This is a genomic window from Amycolatopsis sp. NPDC049159 (assembly GCF_040648295.1).
Classification (GTDB): Bacteria; Actinomycetota; Actinomycetes; order Mycobacteriales; family Pseudonocardiaceae; genus Amycolatopsis; species Amycolatopsis pretoriensis_A.
Window position 1 is genome coordinate 30309 of record NZ_JBEZDL010000044.1, and the last position, 23252, is coordinate 53560.

Genomic DNA, 23252 nt, shown 5'->3' on the forward strand with positions numbered 1-23252 from the left:
CGTCACGCGCGGATCGTGGTGCAGGCCGGTCGTGTCGCCGTCGGCGCGCTGGGCCGCCTGTCAGGTCCATTTCCCGCGGGGGCGATTTCCGGTTCGCGCACCCGGATGTGCACCTCGAGGGCTGAGTCTCCTCTCGGCGGAGACTCAACCCGGGGGCAGCGCGTCAGTACCGGGGGAACCAGTACTGGTCCAGGTTTCCGGTGGCGTCCCACTGGATGATCGGCACATCGGGGTCGGGCAGCCCGCCCGAGACGGCGGCGTACTTGCCCGTGCCGAAGTTGTGCAGCAACCACCGCACGCCGGAACCCAGCTGGACGGGCACCGGGTCCCAGAACTGCCCCAGCTGACCGCCGCACGGCCAGATGATCAGCTGAACACCGCGTTGCGTGGTGTCGTGGGGGACCGCGAGACAGAACCGAGGATCTTTGGCGCTCCGGAATTCGGAGTAGATCTCGGCCCCGGAGTAGTCGACTTCCAGCCAGTACTGGTCGATGTTGCCGTTGCAGCCCCACTGGATGACGGGTGTCCCACCGGTCATGACGCCGCCGGACACGGCCATGCACTTGCCGGTCTTGGCGTTGACCCAGGTGAAGGCACCCGGAACAGCGGCGGATGCCGTCGCCGCGCCCCCGAGCACGGCGGAGGCCGCGAGGCCGGCGACCGCGACGATCGACGCGATCCGTCGCCGGGTGCTCGGCATTCTTCCCACGCGGGAAAGACGTCTTCCGTGGTTGTCCATGAATTGACTCCCCTTCGGTGCGGCGGTGCCGGTCCGGATGTGGTCATCCGCGGACACGCCCACTGCGGGGATGCGGTTGAACCCCGGACGACCGGTTCACTCGATTGGCCCCGGCCCGATCACGCCTTGACGGCGTCCGTCTGCAGGGTGAGGTAGACGGCGCGCACGGCGAGGGTGCGCTCGATTTCGTCGATGATCGGGGCGAAGAACTGCTTGCGGTGCTCGGTGTCGCTCATCGACGTGACGGCGAAGTACATGCTGCCGAACCCGGCGAGCAGGGTGGCGTTGCGCAGCAGGGCGACCGGGACGCCGGGCAGCAGCGGTGAGATCGCCGGTGTGGTGCCGATCCACTGCTCGGCCGCGGCGGGGGTCACGATGATCACGCCGAGGAGCACGAAGAAGGCGAACAGGGCGAGGCCGATGACCGCGGCCTGGACGAGCTGGCGGGTGGCGAGCATCAGCAGCAGGTTGCGCTTCTGACGTCCGTTGAGACTGACCGCGCGGACGGGGGCGTCGAGGGTGACGGCGGCGAGCGGGGTCCCGGCGCAGGCGGCGGTGAGCATGGGCGGGCTGAAGTCCTGTTCGACGCGGCCGATTTCCTCGCGGAGACGGGCGGCCGCGGCGAGGACGGTGACCGCGCCGAAGAGGGCGACGACCAGCGCGAGGCGCCACCAGGCGAGCTGGTTCATCAGCTGCCAGAGCTCGCCGGTGAAGAAGAGGAACAGGGTGACGAACAGCAGCACCGGCAGGGCCCGGCCGAGGACCTGGACGCTGTTGCGGAGATCGGTGACCGCCTGCTTGATGCCCTGGCGCAGGAGGGTGCCGAAGCCGTAGGTGGTGGCGACGTAGGTGGCCGCGAAGACGGCGGCGAAGAACACGAGGAACGCCAGAACGCCCAGCGCGCGGGCGCCGGGGAGGGTGATGGCGCCGTCGAAGGCGAGCTGCAGCAGCGGGACGGCGATCGGCATCGCGGCGTAGCCGATCAGGATGGCGATGGTCGTGGCGCGGGAGAAGCGGGGGAGGCGCCGGACGAACAGGGAGATCGTCACCCAGGCCGCGACGGTCACCGCGACGACGACACCGAGCAGAACCCACCGGCCGGAGCCCGCGGTCTTGAGCGGGACGAGCCAGGCGAGGCTGGCGAGGGTGACGAAGACGAGCGCGGGCAGCATCCGGGGCAGCACGTGCTCGGTGAAGCCGTACCCGGCGATCATCGTCGGGGTTCCGCGCCGGAGGAACCAGCGTTCGGTCCGCTGGACCCGTGCCTGGGGCGATGACGTCGGCATGGACAGATGATCCCCGGTGGCCCCGCCCGTCGCCCCGGTGCCCCGGCCCGCTAGCTCGAGAACACTTCCAGCTCTTCCGCCGTGAAGTAGTTTTGAAGGACGTCGCTGATCCGCACGAGGTACTTCCCGCGCTTTTCATCCAGGTGAACAACGGTGCCGACACTGCCGGTCATGGTGCGGCCGGTGATGCGGACCGTCTCGCCGATCTTGAAGTCATCCACAACAGGCGACCCTAGCCGGGCGGGCCGACCACGGCATTTTCTCGCCGTGGCGGAGAACGGGTGGAACACCTGCCGACCACCATCGGCACGGGGAAATCGCGGGCTCGGCATGCGCGTCCGGCATCGCGGGCGGCACCGGCGACCCCGTCGTCCCCGACGGCCTGCTTCCGTCGTACCGCTGCTTCCCCTCGGTCAAGAAGGAAGGCAGCTGGCCGCTCGGCATCGTCCCGCCCACCGAAGGAAGCCTGGACCGCGAGACCTGGACGCTGCCGACTTCGAGAACCTCCACGTGCGGGCGGGAAGCTCGGTGACGCCGTGACCTTGTACGACGACCCCGAGATCGCGCCTGGTCGAAGCACTGCTGAGCGACGTCGAGATCGAGGCGGTCCGGCTGCCCTGAGGACGGCTCGCGCCGGCCGCGGCCGGGTCGGTCCTGCGGACCCGGCCGCGGCGGCACGGTGGTGGATGACTATTTCTCCCGCAGCAGGTAGACGTTGCCGTCGCCGTCCGCGTCGCTGTTGAAGATCAGGTCCGTGTCGTTGATGAAGGCGCCGTGCGGGTGCACCGATTCCGAGGACGATGAGCTTCGGTGCTTGAACATCTTCACGGTGTCGACCTTGTCGGTGCCCGGCTTGATGTAATAGTAGTAGATGTACCGCGAATCGTCGGTCCCGCCGTCCCCTTCGATGATCGTCTGGGACGGGTTCATGGCGAAGTGGTTGCTGTAGTCCCGGATGTCGTAGCTGAAGAATCGCTCCTTGCGGATGTTGTAGGTCACCACCTGCTCCGGTGTGTCACCCTGCTTCCGCTGCGCGAAAGCGGCGTCCTTGCCGGTGGACTCCCAGAACGGGTGCACGCCGTGGTCTTCCGGCCCGGTCAGGAGTGTCCGCTTCTTCGTTCCGATGTCGACGAGCCCGATCTCGTTCTTGTCGAGCACGTGGTAGAGGAGGGTGTCCCCGTACACCGGGTTGATCAGCACGTGGTCGACGGTCCCGTCGATCTTCTTGATCGTTTCGAGTTGCCCCGTTTTCACGTCGATGGTGACGAGCGAGGAGCGTTTTTCGTCCTCGTCGTACAGGGACGACACGATCGTCTTCCCGTCCGACGTCAGTGCGACGATCCCCTTGACGTCGTACTTGTCCGGCACGGTGCGGATCTTCTTCTCCTGGTACGGGGCGCGCAGGCCGACGCTGGTGAACGTCCGGTCTTCGACGAAGAACGCCTGCTCGGTCGCGGGTGAGACGTTCGCGTGGTCGCCGTCGATGTGATCGGAATCGGTCAGCTGCACGAACTTGCCGTTGTCGAGCGACATGAGGTACAGGTTCTCGTGCCCGCCGTCCCGCTCCGACATGAACATGACGGAATTGAGCGAGGGTACGTACGGGTTCACGTCGAGGTACATCTTGTTGTCGAGCGATCTGGAAGTGGTGAGCTGGATCACCTCGTAATCGCTGTCAAGGGCCGAAAGGGTCTTCCATTCGGCTTCGAACCGCGTCCCCTTTCCGGCATCGGGCGCGCGTTCGTCTCCGAGAGCGACGCAGGGAAATCCGACCATGATCACCGACATGACAAACGCCAAAGACTTTTTCATTGGGAATAAACCCTTCCTGGGTCGGGTGCGAGAGGAGCACCGTTATCGACTATAGAAATCGTCGTCCCGCTTCACAATGGATCCAACCTCATCCTTTCGGGTGGAGCGGAAGGCCGGCGAACACGGCTGGACTAACGGAGCTCTTGGTAGAAAATTAAACGTGATGGGGTCATAACGGATTCCGATGGCCTCTTGCCGCACACCTTTGGTGGCTATAACGTCCGGTTATCCGGGCATTCACGGTGGTCTCCTGCCGACGTGTTCGGTTTTGCGCGGGGCCGGGGAAACCGGGTTCCGGCGCTGTCAGGAGTGGTCACGGGGAGCAGCACCGCGCCGTTCGAAGCCATCACCCGCCACCGGGAGGTCAGCCATGCATGACGTCGACGCGCTGCTGCGCGAATACGACCGCGCCCGCGCCTACACCGACCAGCTGTGGAAGGACCTCAGTCCGGACGAGATCACCTGGCGCCCGCACGAGAACTCCAGCGCGATCGGCTGGCACCTCGGGCACCAGGCGCACGTCGCGCACTTCATGGTCCGCAACCTCACCGCGGCCGAACCCAGCCCCGACCCCGAGCTGGACGGCCTCATGGACTCGGCGAACCCGGAGGAGTTCCGCGGCGCCCTGCCCACGGTCGAGCGGCTCACCGCGTTCCGCGAAACCGTCGCCGAGCGGGTGCACGCCCGCATGTCCGCCATCGCCGGCGGCCGGGTCGCCGCCCCGGGCCAGCTGGCGATCGTCGCGACGCACCTGCTGACCGCCTTGGTCAACCACGAGTACCAGCACGACCAGTGGATCGGCGAAGTCCGCGCGCAGGCCCTCGGGCACGCGCTGCCACCCGACCCCGACACCGGCCAGGTGTGCCGCCTGGACGGCTACCTGGTCCTCGCACCCCTCGGCTGACCGAGCCGGCATGACTGCACCACCGCGGAGTCCCGCTGACCCGGCGGCGCGGGCCGCGGTCGCTCGCCGAAGCGACACCGGCCGAGCTGCGGTCCGGCGTACCGGGCAAGTCGCAAGAGTCTGCGCAGTTCAACAAGGCAATGGAGGCGCCGGTGACAGGGCCCGATCGTGGCTGAGCGGTTGAGCGTCGAGGCGCTGCGGTACGCGCGGGCGGTCGCCGAGACCCAGTCGTTCAGCGCCGCGGCGCGTGCCTACGGTGTCAGCCAGCCGGCGTTGTCGAACGGGATCGCCAAGCTCGAGGAGCGGCTGGGCGGCAAGCTGTTCGACCGGTCCCCGCGCGGGGTGACGCGCACGGAGTTCGGGGCGCGGCTGCTGCCGCTCATCGACCAGGCGCTGGCCGGCCTGGACGCGGTGGCCGCCGAAGCGCGGCGGCTGACCGAGCCGGCCGCCGGGAAGATCCGCATGGGCGTCTCGCCGCTCATCGGCGGGCACCTCGTCGCCCGTGCCTTCAGCGCCGTGCGCGCGCTCCCCACGCCCCGGGATCTCGTGCTGCGCGAGGCCGGCATGGAGAACCTGCGCACCGGGCTGCTCACCGGTGACCTCGACATCATCCTGGTCCCGGCCGTCGCGCCGCTGCCGCGGTTCGAGCACCGCGTCGTCGAGGCCGAGCCGATCGTGGTGGTCGGCTCCGACGTCGACGACCGGCCGCTGGAACTGGGGGAGGCGGGCCGCGAAGAGTTCATCCTGGTCCCGGATTCGTGCGGCCTGACCACGTTCACCACGCAGCTGTTCCAGGAGCACGAACTGCCGTTGCGGGCCTACCCGGACGAAGCCGCGAGTTACCGGGTGCTGGAGGAATGGGCCGGACTCGGCCTGGGAGCGGCGATGCTGCCGCGATCGAAACTCACCTCGGCCGGGGTCCGGCACCGTCCGTTGCTCGCGGCCGGCCGTGCGGTCCGGATCTCCTACGAAGCCGTCTGGAGCGCCGGGACGTCGATGGGCGCGGACCTCGAGCTGCTCGCGGAACGGCTGTCCGTCGCCTGAGGCCTGCCTCGGCCGAAAGTACGAGGCGGGCTCGGCTCAACCGGTGCCGGGGCGCGGCGAGTCCTAACTTCCCGGTATGACTACCGAAACGGTGCGGGAGAACCCGCCGAGCACGATCATCGCCGCCTTCTTCGGCTTCCTGGTGTCCACGGTGTCCGCGATCGCCGGTGGGCTGCTCGTCCTGAGCGCGCGCGACGAAATCGCGGCGGCCTTGCGCCGGGCGAACCCGGCGATGCCGCAAGACCAGCTCGACCGGCTCACCCTGGTCGGGCAGGGCGTCCCGGTCGCGATCGCCGTGGTCATCGCGCTGGTCTACCTGTGGCTGTCGTTCAAGCTCAAGGCCGGCCGCAACTGGGCCCGCGTCACGCTGACCGTCTTCACCTTGCTGCAGGCCGCTTCGCTGCTCACCACCGAACCGTCGTGGGCGGGCTACCTGAGCTGCGGGGTGGCCGTCGTCGCGACCGTGCTCAGCTACCTGGCGCCGTCCAACCGCTACATCGCCGGGATCCGGCGCGCGGGCTGAACCGGATCGCGGGATCATGACGGCCATGCGCAGAGCGGGGGTCCGGGCCCGGCGCGGCATGCTCGGCACCGAGCTCGCGGCGCTGGCCGCGGCGCTCGTCGCCGACGTCGTGCTGGTGCTGCGCGTGCCCGGCGGAAGCAGTGGCTGGGCCGCGCCGCTGACCGGGGTCCTGGCTTCGACCGGGACGGCGATCCCGGTGCTGGCCGTGCTGCGGCGGCGCTTCCCCCGCCACGTCGGCGTGCTGGGGAGCATCGTCGCCGCGCTGTCGGCGATCAGCACGGTCGTGTCGCTCACCGCGCACACCCGGAGCCAGCCGCCGATCGCGGAGATCGTCGCCGCCGGGCTGCTCACGGCGTCGGCCGGCCGCACGCTCGAGCCGAGGCACGCGGCCGCGCTGGCGCCGGCACTCGGTGCGGTGATGATCGCCGCGCCGCTGCTGCGCTACGGCGCCGGCGAGCCGGAGACGCTGCTGGCGGTGGCCGCCGCCGCGTACTGGGGAGCGTGCGTCGGCGTCGGGCTGATCCTGCGGGCGGCGGACGCCAGGCAGCGGGACGCGCTGGACCGGGTGCGCGGCCAGGAACGCCTGCAACTGGCCAGGGAACTGCACGACCTGGTGTCCCACCACGTCAGCGGGATCGTCGTCCGCACGCAGGCCGCCCGCGCGATCGCCGAAGCGAACGCGGACGTCGGCGGGCACGCGGCGGTCTACCGCGAGATCGAGGAGGCCGGCGGTGCGGCGCTGGCCGCCGCGCGCCGGCTGGTCGGGATGTTGCGGGACACCCGGGACGTGACACCGCTTTCCGGCGCCGTGCTCGGCGACGCGGTGCGCGCGGCCGCCGGCTCCACGGCCCGCGTGGCCGTCGCCGAGGAACTGGACCAGCTGCCGGTGCCGTCCCAGGTGGCCACGACCGTCCACCGCGTCGTGACCGAAGCGCTGACCAACGCCCGCCGGCACGCGCCGGCCGCGACCGAGGTGGTCGTCTCCGTTCGCGTCGAGGCCGACGACCTCGTGCTCGAGGTGGTCAACGACGGGGTCCCCGCGACGCCCCGTTCCGCGCCCGGCGGGTTCGGCATCACCGGCATGACCGAGCGGCTGGCCATGCTCGGCGGCAGCCTGACCGCGGGGCCGTCAGCCGGTGGCCGGTGGCGCGTCGCGGCGCGGTTCCCGCTCGCCGGCGAGGATTCGCCGTTCGACGCCTTGCCGAGGGGCCTCTGATGACGATCCGCGTGCTCGTCGCCGACGACCAGGTGCTGGTGCGCACCGGCTTCCGGCTGGTGCTGGACGCCGCGCCGGACATCGAAGTGATCGCCGAAGCCGCCGACGGGGAAAGCGCGGTCCGGCTGGCGCGGCAACTGCGGCCGGACGTCACGCTGATGGACATCCGGATGCCCAAGGTGGACGGTCTGCGGGCCACCGAGCTGCTGGCCGGGCCGGCCGTCGCGCACCCGCTCCGCGTGGTGGTGGTGACGACCTACGACGCGGACGAGAACGTCTACGCCGCCCTGCTCGGCGGGGCCAGCGGGTTCCTGCTCAAGGACGCCGGTCCGCGGCTGCTGGTGGACGCGGTCCGCGCGGCGGCCCACGGCGAGGCGATGGTGTCGCCTTCGGTGACCGTGCGCCTGCTCGCCCGGTTCACCGAGCAGGCGCGGCAGCGCGCGCAGGGGACACCGGGCCTGCTGACCGACCGCGAGTCCGATGTGGTGCTCGCGGTCGCCCGCGGCCGGACCAACGCGGAGATCGCCGACGACCTCCGCGTCTCCCTCTCGACGGTCAAGACGCACCTGGCGAGCGTGCAGCGCAAGCTCGAACTCCGGAACCGCACGGAGATCGCCGTCTGGGCGTGGCAGCGCGGGTTGCTGGGGTGATCCACCACTTGACCGGTGTGCGAAACTCGCCGAGTGTGCGGTCAGCGCGGTGACCATCCCGGCCGGACGGCGAGAAGTGCCGGAGGGGCTGAGGATGGCGGGCCGCAGGGTGGTGCAGGTGGTGCTGGACCAAGCGCTCGCCATGGGCTTGGGGATGCTCGCCGCGCTCGCGGCCGGCCTCGTCGTCATTCCCTTGCTGCGGTGGGGGTTGGTACCGCCGAAAACGATCCTGTGGGCCCCGGCGATCACGTTCTTCGCCGTCGATTACGCGTGTGACGCCGCGATCCACATCTGGGTCCCGCTGCGCCGCGGCGGCGTCACCCCGGGCATGCTGGTGATGGGGCTGCGGGTCGAAACCCTGCGCGGCGGGCGGCCGAAGGCGCGCGCGTACCTGTTCCGGTGGCTCCTGATGACCGTCGACGGGCTGCTGTTCGGACTGGTGGCCGTCGTCAGCATCGTGGTGACCGCGCGGCGGCAGCGGCTCGGCGACCTGGTGGCGCGGACCGTCGTGGTGCGCGCCGGCGTCGAGCACAGCTCCGGATCTCCTCGTACTTTCGGTTGATCCCGGCGCCGGGATCCCGCGCCATACTCCGGGTGATGATTCACCCGGACGAGGGGCGTCATGTGAAAAAGAAAACAGCGACCCGGCTCTTGGCCACCGCCGTCCTGCTCGCGGTTCCGGCGGTCCCCGCGGCCACCGCCGCCGCGGCCACCCCGGACCGCTACACCGGCCAGCAGGTGACGTGGGGAGCGTGCCCGTTCCCGGTCGCCGAAGGGGCGAAGCCGGCCGAATGCGCGGTGATCACCGTGCCGCGGGACTGGGCGAACCCGGATTCCGGGGTGGACCTGAGCGTGTCGATCAGCCGGGTCGCGGCGACGGGGGAGCGGACCGGCGCGCTCTTGGTGAACCCGGGCGGTCCCGGCGGCCAGGGCAGTTCCCTCGCGGGTGCGCTGGCGGGCCTCGAACCGAGCGTGAACGAGCGCTACGACTTCATCGGCATGGATCCCCGCGGCACCGGGCACGAAGGCACCCCGGACACCGGCTTCGTCTGCGAGGTACCGACGGGACGGCTGCCGCAGGGGCCGCTCGACGCGCGTGACCGTTCGGCGACCAGCATCGCCGAGCACCGCAAGACGCCGCGGGCGATCGCGGAAGCGTGCCAGAGCGACGCGATCGCGCCGTTCGTCACCACCTGGCAGACCGCGCACGACATGGACCTGATCCGCTCCCTGCTCGGCGACGAGAAGCTCAACTACCTCGGGTACTCCTACGGCACCTGGCTCGGCGCCAAGTACGCGTCGTTGTTCCCGGCCCGCGCGGGCAAGGTCGTGCTCGACTCCAGCGTCGACTTCGAAGGCCGGCTGCAGGCGGACTTCGAGGCGTTCCCGCAGATCGGCCAGCGGCAGACCGACGACGTCTTCGTGCCGTGGCTGGCCCGCCAGTTCCCCGCCCAGCTGGGCGCCACCCCGGCCGAGGTGAAGCAGAAGATCGAGCGGCTGCGCGGGTTCTACGCCGGGCTCGGCGTGGCGCCGGACCAGTTCGACGCCCTGTTCGTGGGCAACGGCAACGAGATCCGGTGGATCCTCGACGCCGCCGTCCTGATCGCCGGCGCCGGCGAGCTCGACGGCAAGCCCGCCCAGGCCCCGGCGGCGCTCGCGCAGCAGCTGGACACCTGGTCCGCGGCCGTGTTCGGCAAGCGGCTGGCGCAGCTGAGCGGCGCCGACGTCGTCGCCGGGCTGGCCGCGGCGGAACCGGACTACCGCAAGGTTTCCGGCACGCGGTACGCGGTGGCGTGCGGCGACCAGCCGACCAGGACCGCCGGCTGGTACAAGAGCTTGTCCGACCGCCAGGGCCCGCGCTACCCGATCTTCGGCTGGGCCTACGGACTGACCGAGCCGTGCGGCTTCTGGTCCGACCGGCCCCGGCAGCTCCTGGCCGGGCTCCCGGCCGAAGCCGCGGCCAACGTCCTGGTGGTCCAAGGCGAGTTCGACCCGCAAACCGGCTACGAGCAAGCACGTTCGGCGGTCCGCACCGCCGGCGTCCCGCTGGTTTCGGTCGACGACGCGGCGTTCCACGGCCAGTACGCGCTGGGCGGCAACCCCTGCGTCGACGGCATGGTCAACGTGTTCCTGACGGCGAACTCCCGGCCGGGTTCGGTCACCTGCCCCGGAGTGCCGCTGCCCGGCGAGGATCGCGTCTTCCCGGTGGCGGGCCCGGTCACCGGCGCGCACGTGGCGACGGCCGCCGCGGCCGAAGCCGGTGATCCCACGTTGCGCGCCGCGGTGCGCCGCAGCATCGGCGAGCTCAACGACGGGCGTTGACGGCCGCCGGACACGGTCGAGAGCGCTGACCTCGGCCGTGTCCGGCCCGGCGATCCCCCGGGTGTCAGACGGTGAAGCGGTCGGGATCGGCCGCGGCCCAGTCCTGGGCCCAGTCCGGCGGGGGTTCGGCCGGCAGCTGCCCGGGGCCGAGCCAGTCGTAGAGGTCGGCGTAGGAGCGCACCCGGTGCGGGTCGACGCGGCGGCGCAGCATGTGCGGCCGCAGCTCGGCCGGGAACCGGACACCCATCGACGCCATGATCTGCTGGGCGCCCGCGACGGTGGCGCGCTGAAACCGTTCCACGCGCAGGGATTTGTCCGCGACGTCCAGCGCGCGGGCACGCCGGGCGTCCTGGGTGGTGACCCCGACCGGGCAGGTGTTGGTGTGGCAGCGCTGGGCCTGGATGCACCCGACGGCGAACATCATCGCCCGCGCGGCGTTGGTGTAGTCCGCGCCCTGCACCAGGCGTTTGACGATGTCGGCGCCGGTGGCGACCTTCCCGCTGGCGCCGAGCTTGATCCGGTCGCGCAGGCCGGTGCCGACCAGTGCGTTGTGGACGGTGACGAGACCTTCGGTCAGCGGCGTGCCGATGTGGTCGGCGAATTCCAGCGGCGCGGCGCCGGTCCCGCCTTCGGCGCCGTCGACGATGATGAAGTCGGGCGTGACACCCTCGTCGAGCATGGCCTTGCAGACGGCGAGGAACTGGCGCCGCGACCCGACGCAGAGCTTGAAGCCGGTGGGCTTCCCGCCGGCGAGCTCCCGCATGGCGGCGACGAACCGGACCAGTTCGCGCGGGGTGGCGAAGACCCGGTGGTACGGCGGGGAGATGACGGTCTTGCCTTGCGGGACGTCGCGGACGCGGGCGATCTCGGCGTTGACCTTGCTGCCGGGCAGCACGCCGCCGATGCCGGGTTTGGCGCCTGGGACAGTTTCAGCGAGACGCACTTCACCGCGTCGTGAGCGGCCTTGTCGGCGAACTCGGCCCGGTCGAAGCCGCCGTCGCCGGTCCGGCAGCCGAAGTAGCCGGTGCCGATCTCCCAGGCGAGGTCACCGCCGTGGCGCAGGTGGTATTCCGACAGGCCGCCTTCGCCGGTGTCGTGGGCGAAGCCGCCGAGCGCGGCGCCTTTGTTGAGGGCCAGGATCGCGTTGGCGGACAGCGAGCCGAAGCTCATCGCGGACACGTTGAGCAAGGCCATGTCGTAGGGGGCTTCGCGCAGTCGGGCCCGCCGATCCGGATCCTCGGCGGCTCGTCCGGCGGCGCCACCGGGGCCATCGAGTGCACGAGGGACTCGTAGCCGTCGGCGTAGACGTCGCGTTCGGTGCCGAAGGGCTCCTCGGCATCGGTGCCCTTGGCGCGTTCGTAGACGATGCTGCGGACGTCCCGGTCGAAGGGCCGGCCGTCGAAGTTGCGCTCGACGAAGTACTGCTGCAGCTCGGGCCGCAGGTCTTCGAGGAAGTACCGAAGGTGCCCGAGCACGGGGTAGTTCCGCAGGACCGAATGCTTGCGCTGGAGCAGATCCCAGACCCCTAGCCCGGCCACGGCGAGCAGCGGCCCGGCGAGGAGCCACCACCAGGGACCGAAAACCCAGGCGACCGCGGCGGCGCCCAGGGCGAGCAGCGACAGGACGGCTACCGCACCGAATCCGACCACGGATCGAAGCTATCCGCGTCGCCGGTCGAGCGCAGGTCGAGAACGGCGATAACGGGGAATACGTACGCAGATGGGGGATTCGTCCGGAGCCGGTCCTTCGCCGTCGCCGGCCGCCCTTCCCCGCGGCGGCCCGCTCCGCTCGTGCGGGGACGCTCGCCGCTCGTCCGGGATCCGGTACCGGTCGTTCGTGCTCGGTTGCCAGGTGTAGCGCCGGGCGAGAAGGTTGCCGTCATGTCTGCCGAAGAGTTCGAAGCGCGGCTGCGGTCGATCGGTGAGAAGCGGTACCACCACCTGCACCCGTTCAACGAACGGATGCACGCGGGCTCGCTGACCGAAACCGAATTCCGGGGATGGGTGCGGAACCGCTTCTACTACCAGGTGAACCTGCCGGTGAAGGACGCGTTCATCCTGACCAAGCTCCCCGGCCGGGACGACCGGCGCCGGTGGATCCAGCGCATCATCGACCACGACGGGCGCACGGGGGACGAAGGCGGCCTCGAGAAGTGGGTCCGCCTGGGCGAAGCCGTCGGGCTGACCCGCGAAGAGCTGTTCGACGACGACACGGTGCTGCCGGGCGTGCGCTTCGCCGTGGACGCCTACGTGGACTTCTGCCGCCGGCAGCCGTGGCTGGAGTCCGTGGCGTCGGCGCTGACCGAGCTGTTCGCGCCGGATCTGCTCAGCCGCCGGATCGCCGACGTCCGGCAGCACTACCCGTGGATCGCGACGGAAGGCCTGGACTACTTCCGGGCCCGGCTCACCCAGCAGCCGAAGGACATCGCGCACCTGCTCGAGCTGGTGCTCACCCACGCGAACTCCCCGGAGCAGCAGGACGCGTGCGCCCGGGCGCTGGAGTTCAAGTGCGACGTGCTCTGGAACCTGCTCGACGCCGTGCAGCTCGCGTACAGCAGGAGTGCGTGATGGACGTCGACGACCTGACGGCCACTCCCCGGCTGGCCACCAAGGCGATGCTCAAGCACGACAGCGTCCGGGACGTGGAGCTGCTCCTGCTGCCGGAACGGGTCGTGCTCCTGAACAAGTCCGGCGCCGCGATCCTGGGACTCTGCGACGGTAGCCGGACCGTGCGGCAGCTGGTCGAGCGGCTCGAGCACGACTTCGAGGCGACCGACCTCACCAGCGACGTCCTGGCGTTCCTCCAGGACGCCGGCGGACGCGGCTGGGTGGTGGTCACGTGACGCCCCCGCCCTACGGCCTGCTGGCCGAAGTCACCCACCGGTGCCCGTTGCACTGCGTCTACTGCTCGAACCCCCTCGACCTGCTCGACCGGCGGGACGAGCTGACCACGGAGCACTGGGTGCGGGTGCTCGGCGAAGCGGCCGAGCTCGGTGTCCTGCAGGTCCACTTCTCAGGCGGGGAACCCCTCGTCCGCGCCGACCTGGAGACGCTGGTCGCCCAGTGCCGTCACCTCGGCCTGTACACGAACCTGATCACCAGCGGCCTCGGCCTCACCGAGCGCCGGGCGGAATCGCTCGTCGCGGCGGGGCTCAACAGCGTTCAGCTGAGCATCCAGGGCGACGCCGCCGAGGCGACGGACCTGATCGCCGCGAGCAAGCGCTTCGACCGGAAAGAAGCGGCGGCACGCATCATCCGCGACGCCGGGCTGCCCCTGAACATGAACGTCGTCCTGCACCGGCTGAACCTGGGCCGGCTGGACGCGATCATCGACGTCTGCGTGAAGTGGGGCGCCGAACGGCTGGAGCTCGCCAACGCCCAGTACTACGGCTGGGCGCTGCGCAACCGCGAACAGCTGATGCCGAGCCGGGCTCAGCTGGCCGAGGCGGTCGGCGTCTACGCACGCCGGAAGGCCGAATTGGCCGGGCAGCTGGAGCTGCTCTGGATCCTCCCGGACTACCACGAGACCTACCCCAAACCGTGCATGGGCGGCTGGGCGCGGACGGCGCTGACCGTCGCACCGGACGGCGTCGTCCACCCCTGCCCGGTGGCCGCGGAGATCACGACGATGGAGTTCGCTTCGGTGCGCGACCACGAACTCGCGTGGATCTGGACGAAGTCCGCCGCGTTCGAGGCGTTCCGGGGCACGGAGTGGATGCCCGACCCGTGCCGGAGCTGCCCGCGCAAGGAGCTGGACTTCGGCGGCTGCCGGTGCCAGGCCTTCGCGTTGACCGGCGACGCGGGACGCACCGACCCGGTGTGCCGGCACTCGCCGGACCACCACCTGGTGGCGGATGCGGTGGCCCGGGCCGATCGAGGGAATGGCGTCGGACAGCTCGTCCACCGCAGGCCGACGGTCCCGGCAGGCGAGCGGTGGTCCCGTTCGTAGGCGGCGGAGCGCCGTTCGGCACCGGTTGCCGGCCACTGGTTCGAGATCGGTTGTAGCGGCTCCGCCGGATCCCGGATGCTCTCTCGTGCCCGCGTTCGACAGGAGGAGGAAGACATGCAGTGGGAAACTCCGGAGTACACGATCGTCGAGGTCTGCGCCGAGGTCACCGGCTACTTCTACCGGGGCTGACGGCCGGGACCCCGCGTCGGCGCAGGACCCCGGCTCCGGAACCCGACCGGGGCCTTGCGCCACCCCGATCACTGTCTCGAGGTGGTTCGAGTGACGCTGGAATTCCTGCCGCTGATCGCCCTCGCCTTCGGCCTCAGCCTCGACAACTTCCGTTCGTCGATCGCCATCGGGACCATCCCGTTCGGCTGGCGGCGCGCCGTGCAGGTGGCCCTCGTCTTCGGGCTGTGGGACGCGGTCGGGCCGCTGCTGGGCGGCTTCCTCGGTCGCTACCTCGGTGACTTCCTCGGCGACTCGGCCGAGTACGTCGGGGCGGCCGCGCTCGGGTTGTACGGGGTGTACTTCATCGTCGGGGCGATCCGGCACCCGGAACCGGAAGACATGGACCACCCCTGGGTGACGCTGTTCGGGATGCCGCTTTCGCTGACCGTCGACAACTTCATCGCCGGCGCCGGCCTGGGCATCGCGGGGTTCTCCCTCGTGGTCCCGATGCTGGCCTTCGGCGCCATGACCGTGGTCATGTCGTTGGCCGGGCTGTACGTGGGGCGGCTGGCCGCCACGGTCGTGCGGGTCCGGTCCGACCTGTTCAGCGGGATCTCGCTGCTCGGCGCGGCGATCCTGCTGCCCCTGGTCTTCGGCTGAGCCGCGACGAGGACACCGGATGCCCGAGAACCCCGATACCCACGTCTACCGCACCTACGACCAGGTCCTGGGCGAGCGCCGGCCGCGGAACCGGCCCGGCGACCGGTGGCCGCACCGGGTCGACCTGAAACCGCTGCACCGGAACCGGCCCGCGGACTCCGGCTACGCCGCGCAGTTCGCGACGCTGGACCTCGACGCACTGGCGCGTGACGTCGACGAGGTGCTGACGACGTCGCAGGACTGGTGGCCCGCCGACTTCGGGCACTACGGTCCCCTCGTGCTGCGCATGGCCTGGCACGCCGCGGGCACCTACCGCGTCAGTGACGGCCGGGGCGGCGCCGGTGCCGGGATGCAGCGCTTCGCCCCGGTGAACAGCTGGCCGGACAACCGCAACCTGGACAAGGCGCGCCGGTTGCTCTGGCCGGTGAAGAAGAAGTACGGGCGCCGGATTTCCTGGGCGGACCTGATGGTCTTCGCCGGCAACCGGGCGCTGGAGTCCATGGGTTTCAGGACTTTCGGGTTCGGCGGCGGTCGCACCGAGGTGTGGGAGCCCGACGAGACGTACTGGGGCCCGGAACGCAAGTGGCTGGCCGAAGAGCGCTACAGCGGTCTGCGCGACCTCGACGAGCCGCTGGCGGCCACCGAGATGGGGCTGATCTACGTCGATCCGCAGGGTCCGGCCACCAATCCCGACCCGGTGCTCGCGGCCCGCGACATCCGGGAGACCTTCAAGCGGATGGGGCTGGGCGACGAGGAAACGGTGGCGCTCATCGCGGGCGGGCACACCTTCGGCAAGACCCACGGCCCGGCGGAGCCGTACGCGGTCTGCGGGCCCGAACCCGAGGCCGCGCCGCTCACCGAGCAGGGCCTGGGCTGGCACAGCGGGTACGGCAGCGGCGTCGCGGCGGACACGGTCACCAGCGGACTGGAGGGGATGTGGACGCGCACGCCGGTCGCGTGGGACCACACGTTCTTCGAAACGCTCTTCCGGTACAAGTGGGACGTCGAGCTCAGCCCGGCGGGCCTGTGGCAGTGGATCCCGGCCGGCGGCCAGGGCGAGGGCACGGTGCCGGACCCCTTCGACCCGGACGTGAAACACCACCCGGTCATGCTCACCACGGACCTCTCGTTGCAGGAAGACCGGGTCTACGCGGCGATTTCGCGGCGGTTCCTGGCGCACCCGGACCAGTTCGAGGACGCGTTCGCCCGGGCCTGGTTCAAGCTGACCCACCTCGACATGGGGCCGATCGAGCGGTACCTGGGGCCGCTCGTCCCGGCCGAACGGCTGATCTGGCAGGACCCGGTGCCGCCGGTCGGCCACGAACTGGTGGACGACGGCGACATCGCCGCCCTCGGCCGCGAGATCCTCGGCTCCGGCCTGACGATCACGCAGCTCGTGGCCACGGCGTGGGCGTCGGCTTCGACGTACCGCGACACCGACAAGCGCGGCGGCGCGAACGGCGCGCGGATCCGGCTCGAACCGCAGCGCGGCTGGCCGGTCAACGAGCCGGAGCAGCTCAGCGTCGTCCTGTCCGCGCTGGAAGAGATCCAGGCGCGGTTCAACGCCGCCCAGCCGGGGGACAAGCGGATCTCGCTGGCCGACCTGATCGTGCTCGGCGGATGTGCCGCGGTGGCGGCGGCCGCCGCGGCCGGTGGCCACGAGGTCGACGTCCCGTTCCGCCCCGGGCGCACCGACGCGACCCAGGAGTGGACCGACGTCGAGTCGTTCGGCGCGTTGCGGCCCCGGGCGGACGGCTTCCGCAACTACGTGGGCGACGGCACCCGGCTGCCACCGGAGCACCTGCTGGTCGACCGGGCGAGCCTGCTGGGCCTGACCGCGCCCGAGACGACCGTGCTGCTCGGCGGGCTGCGGGTGCTCGGGGTGACCCACCGGCGTTCCCCGGTGGGGGTGCTGACCCCGGCGCCGGGGACGTTGACGAACGACTTCTTCGTCAATCTGCTGGACACGGCGACGGAATGGGCGCGCAAGCGCGACGGGGACTACGAGGGCCGCGACCGGACCACCGGCGAGGTGAGGTGGACCGCGAGCCGGGTCGACCTCCTCTTCGGCTCGCACTCCGAACTGAGAGCGCTTTCGGAGGTCTACGCGAGTGCGGACGCGGGCGGGAAGTTCGTCCGGGACTTCGCCGGGGCGTGGGTGAAGGTCATGGAACTCGACCGGTTCGACCTGCGCTGAACGGTACCTCTCGCCGGGCGAACGGTGTACCCCCGCTGTTGTGTGGCAACGGATATCGGCCCGGCGTCCCCGGCGGTACAGTCCGGACGCGTTGCGGGACAACAAAAGTGCCCAGCACCTGTAGGAGGTGAGGTCCGATGACGACTGCCCAGGAACGAGAAGACCTCCTGGCCGAACTCCGCGGACAGAACAAGGCGACCATCGGTGCCGTGCTCGGGTCCGGCACGATCGCCAAGGCGACCGAGCGCGCCGACGGGACGATGGAAGCGACCATCCGGATCCGCGAGGACGCGATGGCGTGGGATCCGGGGGTGCTGATCATGCCGCACTCCGGCGTCCTCGAACTGACGATCATCAACGACGACAAGAACACCCACGCCTGCCTGCTGCCCAGCAACGGCGACAAGCAGTTCCTCGGCCTGCTGAACCACTCGAAGGGCAGCGCGACCATCGAACTGGACGGTCCCGGCTGCTACTGGTACGGCTCGCCGGCCGGCAACGACGAGGGCCGCGGCCTGACCGCCGCCATCGTCGTCACCGGCGAGGTGCCGCCGGAAGCCAAGCTCGACCGACCCGCCCAGCCGCGTCCGTAGAAAGGCAGGAACCACCATGACGATCGAGTACCTGGACGCGGGCAAGGCGTTCGACCACGGCAAGCTGTCCAACCTGCCGCACAGCGCGCCGGACGTGACGCGCGGCCTCGGCTACGAGCGGATCCTGCAGGCTCGCAGCGAATCCCACAACTGGATCACCTACTACGGCGACTACGACGGCAAGCGGCACAGCCTGCTCGACCAGATCAACGCCGGGAACGCCAAGGACCTCAAGGTCGCCTGGATCTTCCAGGCGGGGGCAAGCGGGATGATCGCCTCCACCTCGACCTACGCGTTCGAGGCCTGCCCGCTGGTCGTCGACGGCGTCATGTTCGTCACCGGCTGGGACGGCTGGCTCTGGGCGCTCGACGCGAAGAGCGGGCAGCAGCTGTGGCGCTACAAGCACGCGATCCCGATCGACGTGACCCTGTGCTGCGCCAACGTCAACCGCGGCTGCGCGGTGGCCGGCGGCAAGGTCTACATGGTGACCCAGAACGCCCAGCTGGTCGCGCTCGACGCCACCACCGGGCGGAAGGTCTGGCAGAAGGCCATCGGCGACGTGCGGGCGGGGGAGAGCGCCACGATCGCGCCGCTGGTCATCAAGGACACCCTCATCACCGGGTCTTCCGGAGGCGAGTACGGCGTCCGCGGCCACATCGACTGCTGGGACCTCGAGACCGGCGAACAGCGCTGGCGCACCTACACCGTGCCGAAGCCGGGGGAGCCCGGATCCGAGACCTGGCCCGCCGACGGCGAAGCCTGGCAGCGCGGCGGCGCGAACCACTGGGTCACCGGAAGCTTCGACCCGGAGCTGAACCTCTACTACGCGGGCACCGGGAACCCGGCGCCCGACTTCGACGGCGAGGTCCGCGAGGGGGACAACCTCTACACCGACAGCGTGGTCGCGGTGGACGTCGACACGGGCGAGATCAAGTGGCACTACCAGTTCACCCCGCACGACCTGTGGGACTACGACTCCACGATGGAGATGACCCTGTTCGAGCGGGACGGCAAGAAGCTGCTGGCCCACTTCGACAAGAACGGGTACATGTTCGTCCTCGACCGCACCAACGGCGAGCTGCAGCACGTCACGCCGTTCGTCGACCGGATCGACTGGGGTGTCATCACCCGCGACGGCAAGGTGACCGCGCGGAAGTACCCGGACAAGGAAGGCGAACCCTGCCACTTCTTCCCCGGCCCCGCCGGCGCGAAGGAATGGACGCACGTGTCGTACAACCCGGAGCACGACCTGTTCTACGTTCCGGTGGCCGACGTGGGTGCCACCGCCACCCGGCGCCGTCGCGAGTTCAAGGAGGGCATGCCCTACTGGGGTGCCGCCGTCGAGGTCGACATCGACAACATGGCCGGCTCGGTCAGCGCGTTCGACTCCCACGGTGAAGAGAAGTGGCGCCACCGCCTCGACGGCCTGCCGATGGCCGCCTCGACCCTCAGCACCGCGGGGAACGTCGTGTTCGCCGGCACCCCCGCCGGCGAATTCCTGGCGCTGCACGCGGAAACGGGGGAGAAGCTCTGGAGCTTCCAGTGCGGCAGCGGCCACCACAGCAGCCCGAGCACCTACACCGTCGACGGCAAGCAGTACATCGCGGTGCCGGTCGGCTGGGGTGGCTGGCTCGAGGGCATCGTCCCCGGTATGTCCGGTCAGGGGCACGGTGCCGCGCTGATCGTCTTCACCCTGTAACGGAAAATCGCCGCCGACCGGCGCCGGGGTCAGAGCTCCAGTGCCCGGCGCACGGTCGGGGCGTTCCGCCGGGAAACCGGGACCATGGTCTTGGCGTCGTCGTCCATGACCAGGAACAGCTCGCCCTTGTGCCGGCGCTCGACCTCCCGGATCCGGCTGAGGTTCACCACGTACTGGCGGTGCACCCGGAGGAACCCCGCATCGGTCAGCTCGGCTTCGAGCCGGTCGAGGCCCGGCGAGGCGGAGCGCAGCAGTCCCTGGTCGGTGGACAGCCAGACGTCGTTGCCGTCGGACTGCGCGAAGGAGACTTCGGGCAGCCACAACAGGACCATGCGGTTGTCGCGCGTCGCGACCATCCGGTGCGGCGGCACGTGCGGCGGCGGGTCCTCCTTCTTGCCGGGCAACGGATCCCCTTCGGCCACGCCGAACGAAACGACGTTGCCGACCAGGTGCCCGGACAGGAACACCGGCTGGAAGCTGATCGACGTCGGTTCGCTGGCGAGCCGGGTGAAGATCTGCGTCGAACCGGCCCAGCCGGGATCGCGCGCCGCCCGCTCGGCGGCGTGCCGGGCGGCCCGGATGAACTCCGGCAGTTCCGGTTTCCACCGCACCGCGGGATCGGGGGCCGGCGTCGAGCCCGGGATGCCGAGGAGCACCCCCGCCGTGTCGTCGGCGAGCACGACCCGGCCCGCGGCGTCCACGGCCGCGAGCGCCGCGCTCGAGCCCGACCGGACGTGGCTGAAGGCGGCCATCAGCTCGACGCCGTCGTCCTTGGCGCGCCGGCGCAGGATGCGCTGGGTCATCGTCGCGGCGTTGCCGAGCCAGGACCCGACCGTGCCGGGGAGATCGCCGCGCCAGCACGAGATGTTGAGCACCGCCACCGGTTTCCTGGTCACGACGTCCCGCACCGCCACCCCGGCGCACGTCCAGTCGTGGAACGCCCGGCACCAGTGCTCGGCCCCGCGGATCAGCACCGGGGCGTAGGACATCAGCGCGGTACCCATGCCGTTCGTCCCGGTCGCGCCCTCGGACCAGCAGAACCACCGGGCCAGGTTGGCTTCCGCGGCGACGTCCTGCGTGGCCTGGTCGCCCCATTGGGTCAGCACCCGGCCGGTGCTGTCGGTGATGGTCACCATGCCGCCGAGGGTGCCGATCTCGTGGGCCAGCGAGGCGGCGCGGAAACCGAGCTCGGCGAACACGACGTCGTGCTCGAGCGCGTGGCCGGCGTCCGCGACGGCCGCCGGGGCTTCGGTCAGGCCCGGGTCGACCCGGTGCTGGTCCCGGCACCGCTGCCAGGAAATCGCTATCTCGGGCCGCACCCCGCTGAGGTCGTCCCCGCCCCGCGCGAACCGTTCCCACGCCTGGTACACCGTCGCGCCACCACGGCCGCGGGAAGTCGGGTCGGGCGGGCGTACCTGTGCCATGGGGAGACCGCCTTTGGTCTGTCGGGCCCGGGCGCGGCGAATGGCCTTGGTAGCAAGCTAAACCGGGCGTCGGATCAAGGGCAAGCAGCGCGTGCCGACCGCGGGCGAACGTCCCACGAACGGTGGCGCCGCGATGACGGGCGGCGGCCGTTCACCCACCAGCGGTCGGGACGGCGTTTCGCCACCGGCCGGGCCTATGCTCGAAACCGGCCCGGATGCGCCCGGCGACGAGGAGGTCGCGATGAGCGGGAAAGTGCCGCCACTGGTGATCGCCTCGAGCCGGTCCGGCGGATCTCTGGCCGCCACCTCGTCGGCGAAGGAAGTGGCCCGCGCGTGGGAGGACTTCGCCGCGGGCGAAATCGTCGAAACGGGCGTGCGGCCCGAGATCCTCGCTTCGTGGTACCGGTGCCGGGATCGCTACGACGTGGACCGGGCGCTGGACGTCGCGCCGGGCGCACGGGACGACGAGGGCCGGCGGAGCGACACCGGCGTGATCTTCACCGCGCTCGGTGGTCTCGGTGCGCTGGCCGGCCGGGAAGTGGAGCGCGACGGCGCCGTCGTGACCGTGACGGACGGGTCCGGGCGCGTCCTCGGCGCGTGGGGCGACCCCACCGCGCAGCGGCGCGCCGAACTGCACAACCTCGCGCCGTGGTCGTCGTGGTCGGAGGAGTGCACCGGCACGAACGGGATGGGCACGTCGCTCGAGGTCTCCGGCCCGGTGACCGTGACGGGGCCGGAACACTGGTGCGAAGCGTTCCACCAGTGGGCGTGCGCGGGCACCTCCGTCCGCGACGTGGTGACCGGCGCGCCGGTCGCGTCGATCAACATCTCGAGGTGGAACGCGCCGCTGTCCGAGCGCGTGCCGCCGTGGTTGACGCGCGCGGCCGCGTTCGTGGAACAGGAGATCTACCGGCGCGCCATCCACGAAGCCGACCAGGTCGTCGCGGAGTTCACCAGGAAGTGCGCGCCGGCCGGCGGTGCGTTCCTGGCGATGGATCGCGGGGGAAACGTGCTCGCCGCGAACGAACCGGCCGCCGCGATGCTCGGGCTGACCGGCGAAGCCCGCATCGCCGGGGGCGTGACCGAACCGGCGCGGCGGTGGACCCCGGACATCCCGGGCCTGCCGGAAGTGCTGCGGTGGGCGGTCGAACGGGCGCAGGGGAGCGCCGGGTGGAGTGGCCACGCGCGGCTGCCGGTGCGCCCCGGTGAAGAGCCCGTGCCGGTGACCCTGCGATCCGTCGTCGACGCGAACCACGTGCTGGGCATGCTGTGCGCGTTCGGGGTGCAGGAGGGCGAGGCCTACGAGGGCGGCGCCGACGACGTGCCCGGGCCACTGCCCCGGTGCGTCGTCGGGACGCGCAACGACCGGCTGGTCCTGCTGGCCCCGTCGGAGATCCGCTACGCCGAGGCCGAGCGGAACATCGTCTGGCTGGTCACCGAACGCGGCCGGATCCAGGCCGCGACCCGCGGTCTGGACAACGTCGAGCGATCCCTGACGCCCTACGGGTTCCGCCGGGCGCACCGGCGCTTCCTGGTCAACCTGCGCCGGGTGGCGGAGGTCGAGCGGGGCATCAAGGGAGAACTGTTCCTGGTCATGGACTCCCGGGCGCACGAGTTCGTGCCCGTTTCCCGGCGCCACGCCCCGGATCTGCGGCGCGTGCTCGGCGTGTGATCAGCGGCAGCACCGACGAGACGACGAGGTGCCGGACCCATGGTCGCTCGATTTCCGCACGACGCTTCGGCGTTGCCCGGCCTCCGGCGGCTGACCGCCCTCGAATGGCTGCGCGGCCGGCTGACGGACCGCCGGCGTGCGACCGCCGCCTGCACCGCGCTGTGCGAGCACGACGAGAAGACGGCGCCCTGCTGGATCTGTTCCGTGCGGTACTGGTGAACCTTCCGGTGCCGGGTTGCCGATCGGCCTCGGTGGACGAATCAGCGGTGAAGCCCGGCTGCGGCACCACGTTCACCGAAAACACGGTTGCGGGCGGGGCCGGTCCTGATGGCCCGGTTCCACCGGCGATCCGACGACCCGACGCCGGGGTACGAGGACAACGCGGCGCTCCGCGG

23 protein-coding genes and 1 pseudogene are annotated in these 23252 nt (G+C 70.8%); 17 read left to right on the top strand and 7 right to left on the bottom strand.

All coding sequences use genetic code 11. The features are described 5' to 3' along the window. Positions 1 to 163: 163 nt before the first annotated feature. The 4 genes from AB0B33_RS45680 to AB0B33_RS45695 all read right to left on the bottom strand — a co-directional run bounded on the left by AB0B33_RS45680 (position 164) and on the right by AB0B33_RS45695 (position 3687). The gene (locus AB0B33_RS45680) at positions 164 to 700 is read right to left on the bottom strand and encodes an RICIN domain-containing protein (RefSeq protein WP_360784192.1); all 537 of its coding nucleotides are present in this window, start codon (positions 698 to 700) and stop codon (positions 164 to 166) included. 158 nt (positions 701 to 858) lie between these two features. Beyond that, a complete protein-coding gene (locus AB0B33_RS45685) occupies positions 859 to 2025 on the bottom strand; it encodes a hypothetical protein (protein ID WP_360784195.1) in 1167 nt (388 codons plus the stop codon). Between the two features lie 50 nt (positions 2026 to 2075). Then, positions 2076 to 2246, bottom strand: coding sequence for a hypothetical protein (locus tag AB0B33_RS45690; protein WP_360784198.1), 171 nt, complete (start codon positions 2244 to 2246; stop codon positions 2076 to 2078). 469 nt (positions 2247 to 2715) lie between these two features. Continuing rightward, positions 2716 to 3687, bottom strand: coding sequence for an oligogalacturonate lyase family protein (locus tag AB0B33_RS45695; protein ID WP_247023974.1), 972 nt, complete (start codon positions 3685 to 3687; stop codon positions 2716 to 2718). Positions 3688 to 4207: 520 nt separating this feature from the next. Here AB0B33_RS45695 and AB0B33_RS45700 point away from each other — a divergent pair. From AB0B33_RS45700 to AB0B33_RS45730, 7 genes are all read left to right on the top strand, one after another. Beyond that, positions 4208 to 4741, top strand: a complete 534-nt coding sequence (locus AB0B33_RS45700; protein ID WP_247023973.1) for a DinB family protein — start codon at positions 4208 to 4210, stop codon at positions 4739 to 4741. A gap of 168 nt (positions 4742 to 4909) precedes the next feature. After that, positions 4910 to 5785 (top strand): LysR family transcriptional regulator, encoded by an 876-nt coding sequence (locus AB0B33_RS45705; protein ID WP_360784202.1) that lies wholly within the window; start codon positions 4910 to 4912, stop codon positions 5783 to 5785. A gap of 76 nt (positions 5786 to 5861) precedes the next feature. Continuing rightward, entirely contained in the window at positions 5862 to 6308 is a 447-nt protein-coding gene (locus tag AB0B33_RS45710; RefSeq protein WP_360784204.1) for a hypothetical protein, read from the top strand. Positions 6309 to 6333: 25 nt separating this feature from the next. Next, on the top strand, positions 6334 to 7524 hold the full coding sequence (locus AB0B33_RS45715) for a histidine kinase (protein WP_360784207.1): 1191 nt from the start codon (positions 6334 to 6336) through the stop codon (positions 7522 to 7524). Further along, on the top strand, positions 7524 to 8174 hold the full coding sequence (locus AB0B33_RS45720; RefSeq protein WP_247023969.1) for a response regulator transcription factor: 651 nt from the start codon (positions 7524 to 7526) through the stop codon (positions 8172 to 8174). Before AB0B33_RS45715 ends, AB0B33_RS45720 begins: the two co-directional genes overlap by 1 nt. Before the next feature lie 94 nt (positions 8175 to 8268). After that, on the top strand, positions 8269 to 8736 hold the full coding sequence (locus tag AB0B33_RS45725) for an RDD family protein (protein ID WP_247023968.1): 468 nt from the start codon (positions 8269 to 8271) through the stop codon (positions 8734 to 8736). 62 nt (positions 8737 to 8798) lie between these two features. Beyond that, positions 8799 to 10496 (top strand): alpha/beta fold hydrolase, encoded by a 1698-nt coding sequence (locus tag AB0B33_RS45730; RefSeq protein WP_360784211.1) that lies wholly within the window; start codon positions 8799 to 8801, stop codon positions 10494 to 10496. Positions 10497 to 10560: 64 nt separating this feature from the next. Here AB0B33_RS45730 and AB0B33_RS45735 read toward each other — a convergent pair. After that, positions 10561 to 11690: pseudogene (locus AB0B33_RS45735) on the bottom strand (FMN-binding glutamate synthase family protein). Further along, positions 11663 to 12145 (bottom strand): hypothetical protein, encoded by a 483-nt coding sequence (locus tag AB0B33_RS45740; protein ID WP_360784214.1) that lies wholly within the window; start codon positions 12143 to 12145, stop codon positions 11663 to 11665. The pseudogene AB0B33_RS45735 and the gene AB0B33_RS45740 overlap by 28 nt, the downstream one beginning before the upstream one ends. A 231-nt stretch (positions 12146 to 12376) precedes the next feature. Between AB0B33_RS45740 and pqqC the strand changes: the two genes are divergently transcribed. The 8 genes from pqqC to AB0B33_RS45780 all read left to right on the top strand — a co-directional run bounded on the left by pqqC (position 12377) and on the right by AB0B33_RS45780 (position 19761). Beyond that, complete coding sequence (gene pqqC / locus AB0B33_RS45745) at positions 12377 to 13063, top strand: pyrroloquinoline-quinone synthase PqqC (RefSeq protein ID WP_360784216.1); 687 nt, start codon at positions 12377 to 12379, stop codon at positions 13061 to 13063. Beyond that, on the top strand, positions 13063 to 13338 hold the full coding sequence (pqqD, locus tag AB0B33_RS45750) for a pyrroloquinoline quinone biosynthesis peptide chaperone PqqD (protein ID WP_360784219.1): 276 nt from the start codon (positions 13063 to 13065) through the stop codon (positions 13336 to 13338). The genes pqqC and pqqD overlap by 1 nt, the downstream gene beginning before the upstream one ends. Continuing rightward, positions 13335 to 14444, top strand: coding sequence for a pyrroloquinoline quinone biosynthesis protein PqqE (pqqE, locus tag AB0B33_RS45755; protein ID WP_360784222.1), 1110 nt, complete (start codon positions 13335 to 13337; stop codon positions 14442 to 14444). Before pqqD ends, pqqE begins: the two co-directional genes overlap by 4 nt. A 75-nt stretch (positions 14445 to 14519) precedes the next feature. After that, positions 14520 to 14633, top strand: coding sequence for a pyrroloquinoline quinone precursor peptide PqqA (gene pqqA, locus AB0B33_RS45760; RefSeq protein WP_360784225.1), 114 nt, complete (start codon positions 14520 to 14522; stop codon positions 14631 to 14633). A gap of 90 nt (positions 14634 to 14723) precedes the next feature. Continuing rightward, complete coding sequence (locus tag AB0B33_RS45765; protein ID WP_360784227.1) at positions 14724 to 15272, top strand: manganese efflux pump; 549 nt, start codon at positions 14724 to 14726, stop codon at positions 15270 to 15272. 19 nt (positions 15273 to 15291) lie between these two features. Beyond that, positions 15292 to 17469 carry a catalase/peroxidase HPI gene (gene katG, locus AB0B33_RS45770; RefSeq protein ID WP_360784230.1) on the top strand — a complete coding sequence of 726 codons (2178 nt, stop codon included), beginning with the start codon at positions 15292 to 15294 and terminating at the stop codon, positions 17467 to 17469. Between the two features lie 137 nt (positions 17470 to 17606). Then, the gene (locus AB0B33_RS45775) at positions 17607 to 18062 is read left to right on the top strand and encodes an MSMEG_3727 family PQQ-associated protein (protein WP_360784233.1); all 456 of its coding nucleotides are present in this window, start codon (positions 17607 to 17609) and stop codon (positions 18060 to 18062) included. Between the two features lie 16 nt (positions 18063 to 18078). Then, on the top strand, positions 18079 to 19761 hold the full coding sequence (locus AB0B33_RS45780; RefSeq protein WP_360784236.1) for a PQQ-dependent dehydrogenase, methanol/ethanol family: 1683 nt from the start codon (positions 18079 to 18081) through the stop codon (positions 19759 to 19761). A 29-nt stretch (positions 19762 to 19790) separates the two neighbouring features. Here AB0B33_RS45780 and AB0B33_RS45785 read toward each other — a convergent pair whose 3' ends face one another. Further along, positions 19791 to 21185, bottom strand: coding sequence for a LytTR family transcriptional regulator DNA-binding domain-containing protein (locus AB0B33_RS45785; RefSeq protein ID WP_360784238.1), 1395 nt, complete (start codon positions 21183 to 21185; stop codon positions 19791 to 19793). A 241-nt stretch (positions 21186 to 21426) separates the two neighbouring features. On the opposite strand from AB0B33_RS45785, the gene AB0B33_RS45790 reads away from it, so the two are divergent. Both AB0B33_RS45790 and AB0B33_RS45795 read left to right on the top strand, forming a co-directional pair. Then, the gene (locus AB0B33_RS45790) at positions 21427 to 22857 is read left to right on the top strand and encodes a LytTR family transcriptional regulator DNA-binding domain-containing protein (protein ID WP_360784241.1); all 1431 of its coding nucleotides are present in this window, start codon (positions 21427 to 21429) and stop codon (positions 22855 to 22857) included. Positions 22858 to 22896: 39 nt separating this feature from the next. Next, positions 22897 to 23076, top strand: a complete 180-nt coding sequence (locus AB0B33_RS45795) for a hypothetical protein (protein WP_360784244.1) — start codon at positions 22897 to 22899, stop codon at positions 23074 to 23076. The last annotated feature ends 176 nt before the right edge of the window (positions 23077 to 23252 follow it).

Coding starts and splice junctions, on each gene's coding strand:
- pqqA (WP_360784225.1), top strand. CDS start 14,520: ATGCTCTCTCGTGCCCGCGTTCGACAGGAGGAGGAAGACATGCAGTGG.
- AB0B33_RS45790 (WP_360784241.1), top strand. CDS start 21,427: ATGAGCGGGAAAGTGCCGCCACTGGTGATCGCCTCGAGCCGGTCCGGC.
- pqqC (WP_360784216.1), top strand. CDS start 12,377: ATGTCTGCCGAAGAGTTCGAAGCGCGGCTGCGGTCGATCGGTGAGAAG.
- AB0B33_RS45710 (WP_360784204.1), top strand. CDS start 5,862: ATGACTACCGAAACGGTGCGGGAGAACCCGCCGAGCACGATCATCGCC.
- AB0B33_RS45725 (WP_247023968.1), top strand. CDS start 8,269: ATGGCGGGCCGCAGGGTGGTGCAGGTGGTGCTGGACCAAGCGCTCGCC.
- AB0B33_RS45785 (WP_360784238.1), bottom strand. CDS start 21,185: ATGGCACAGGTACGCCCGCCCGACCCGACTTCCCGCGGCCGTGGTGGC.
- AB0B33_RS45680 (WP_360784192.1), bottom strand. CDS start 700: ATGCCGAGCACCCGGCGACGGATCGCGTCGATCGTCGCGGTCGCCGGC.
- katG (WP_360784230.1), top strand. CDS start 15,292: ATGCCCGAGAACCCCGATACCCACGTCTACCGCACCTACGACCAGGTC.
- AB0B33_RS45795 (WP_360784244.1), top strand. CDS start 22,897: ATGGTCGCTCGATTTCCGCACGACGCTTCGGCGTTGCCCGGCCTCCGG.
- AB0B33_RS45720 (WP_247023969.1), top strand. CDS start 7,524: ATGACGATCCGCGTGCTCGTCGCCGACGACCAGGTGCTGGTGCGCACC.
- AB0B33_RS45715 (WP_360784207.1), top strand. CDS start 6,334: ATGCGCAGAGCGGGGGTCCGGGCCCGGCGCGGCATGCTCGGCACCGAG.
- AB0B33_RS45780 (WP_360784236.1), top strand. CDS start 18,079: ATGACGATCGAGTACCTGGACGCGGGCAAGGCGTTCGACCACGGCAAG.
- AB0B33_RS45685 (WP_360784195.1), bottom strand. CDS start 2,025: ATGCCGACGTCATCGCCCCAGGCACGGGTCCAGCGGACCGAACGCTGG.
- AB0B33_RS45700 (WP_247023973.1), top strand. CDS start 4,208: ATGCATGACGTCGACGCGCTGCTGCGCGAATACGACCGCGCCCGCGCC.
- pqqD (WP_360784219.1), top strand. CDS start 13,063: ATGGACGTCGACGACCTGACGGCCACTCCCCGGCTGGCCACCAAGGCG.
- AB0B33_RS45775 (WP_360784233.1), top strand. CDS start 17,607: ATGACGACTGCCCAGGAACGAGAAGACCTCCTGGCCGAACTCCGCGGA.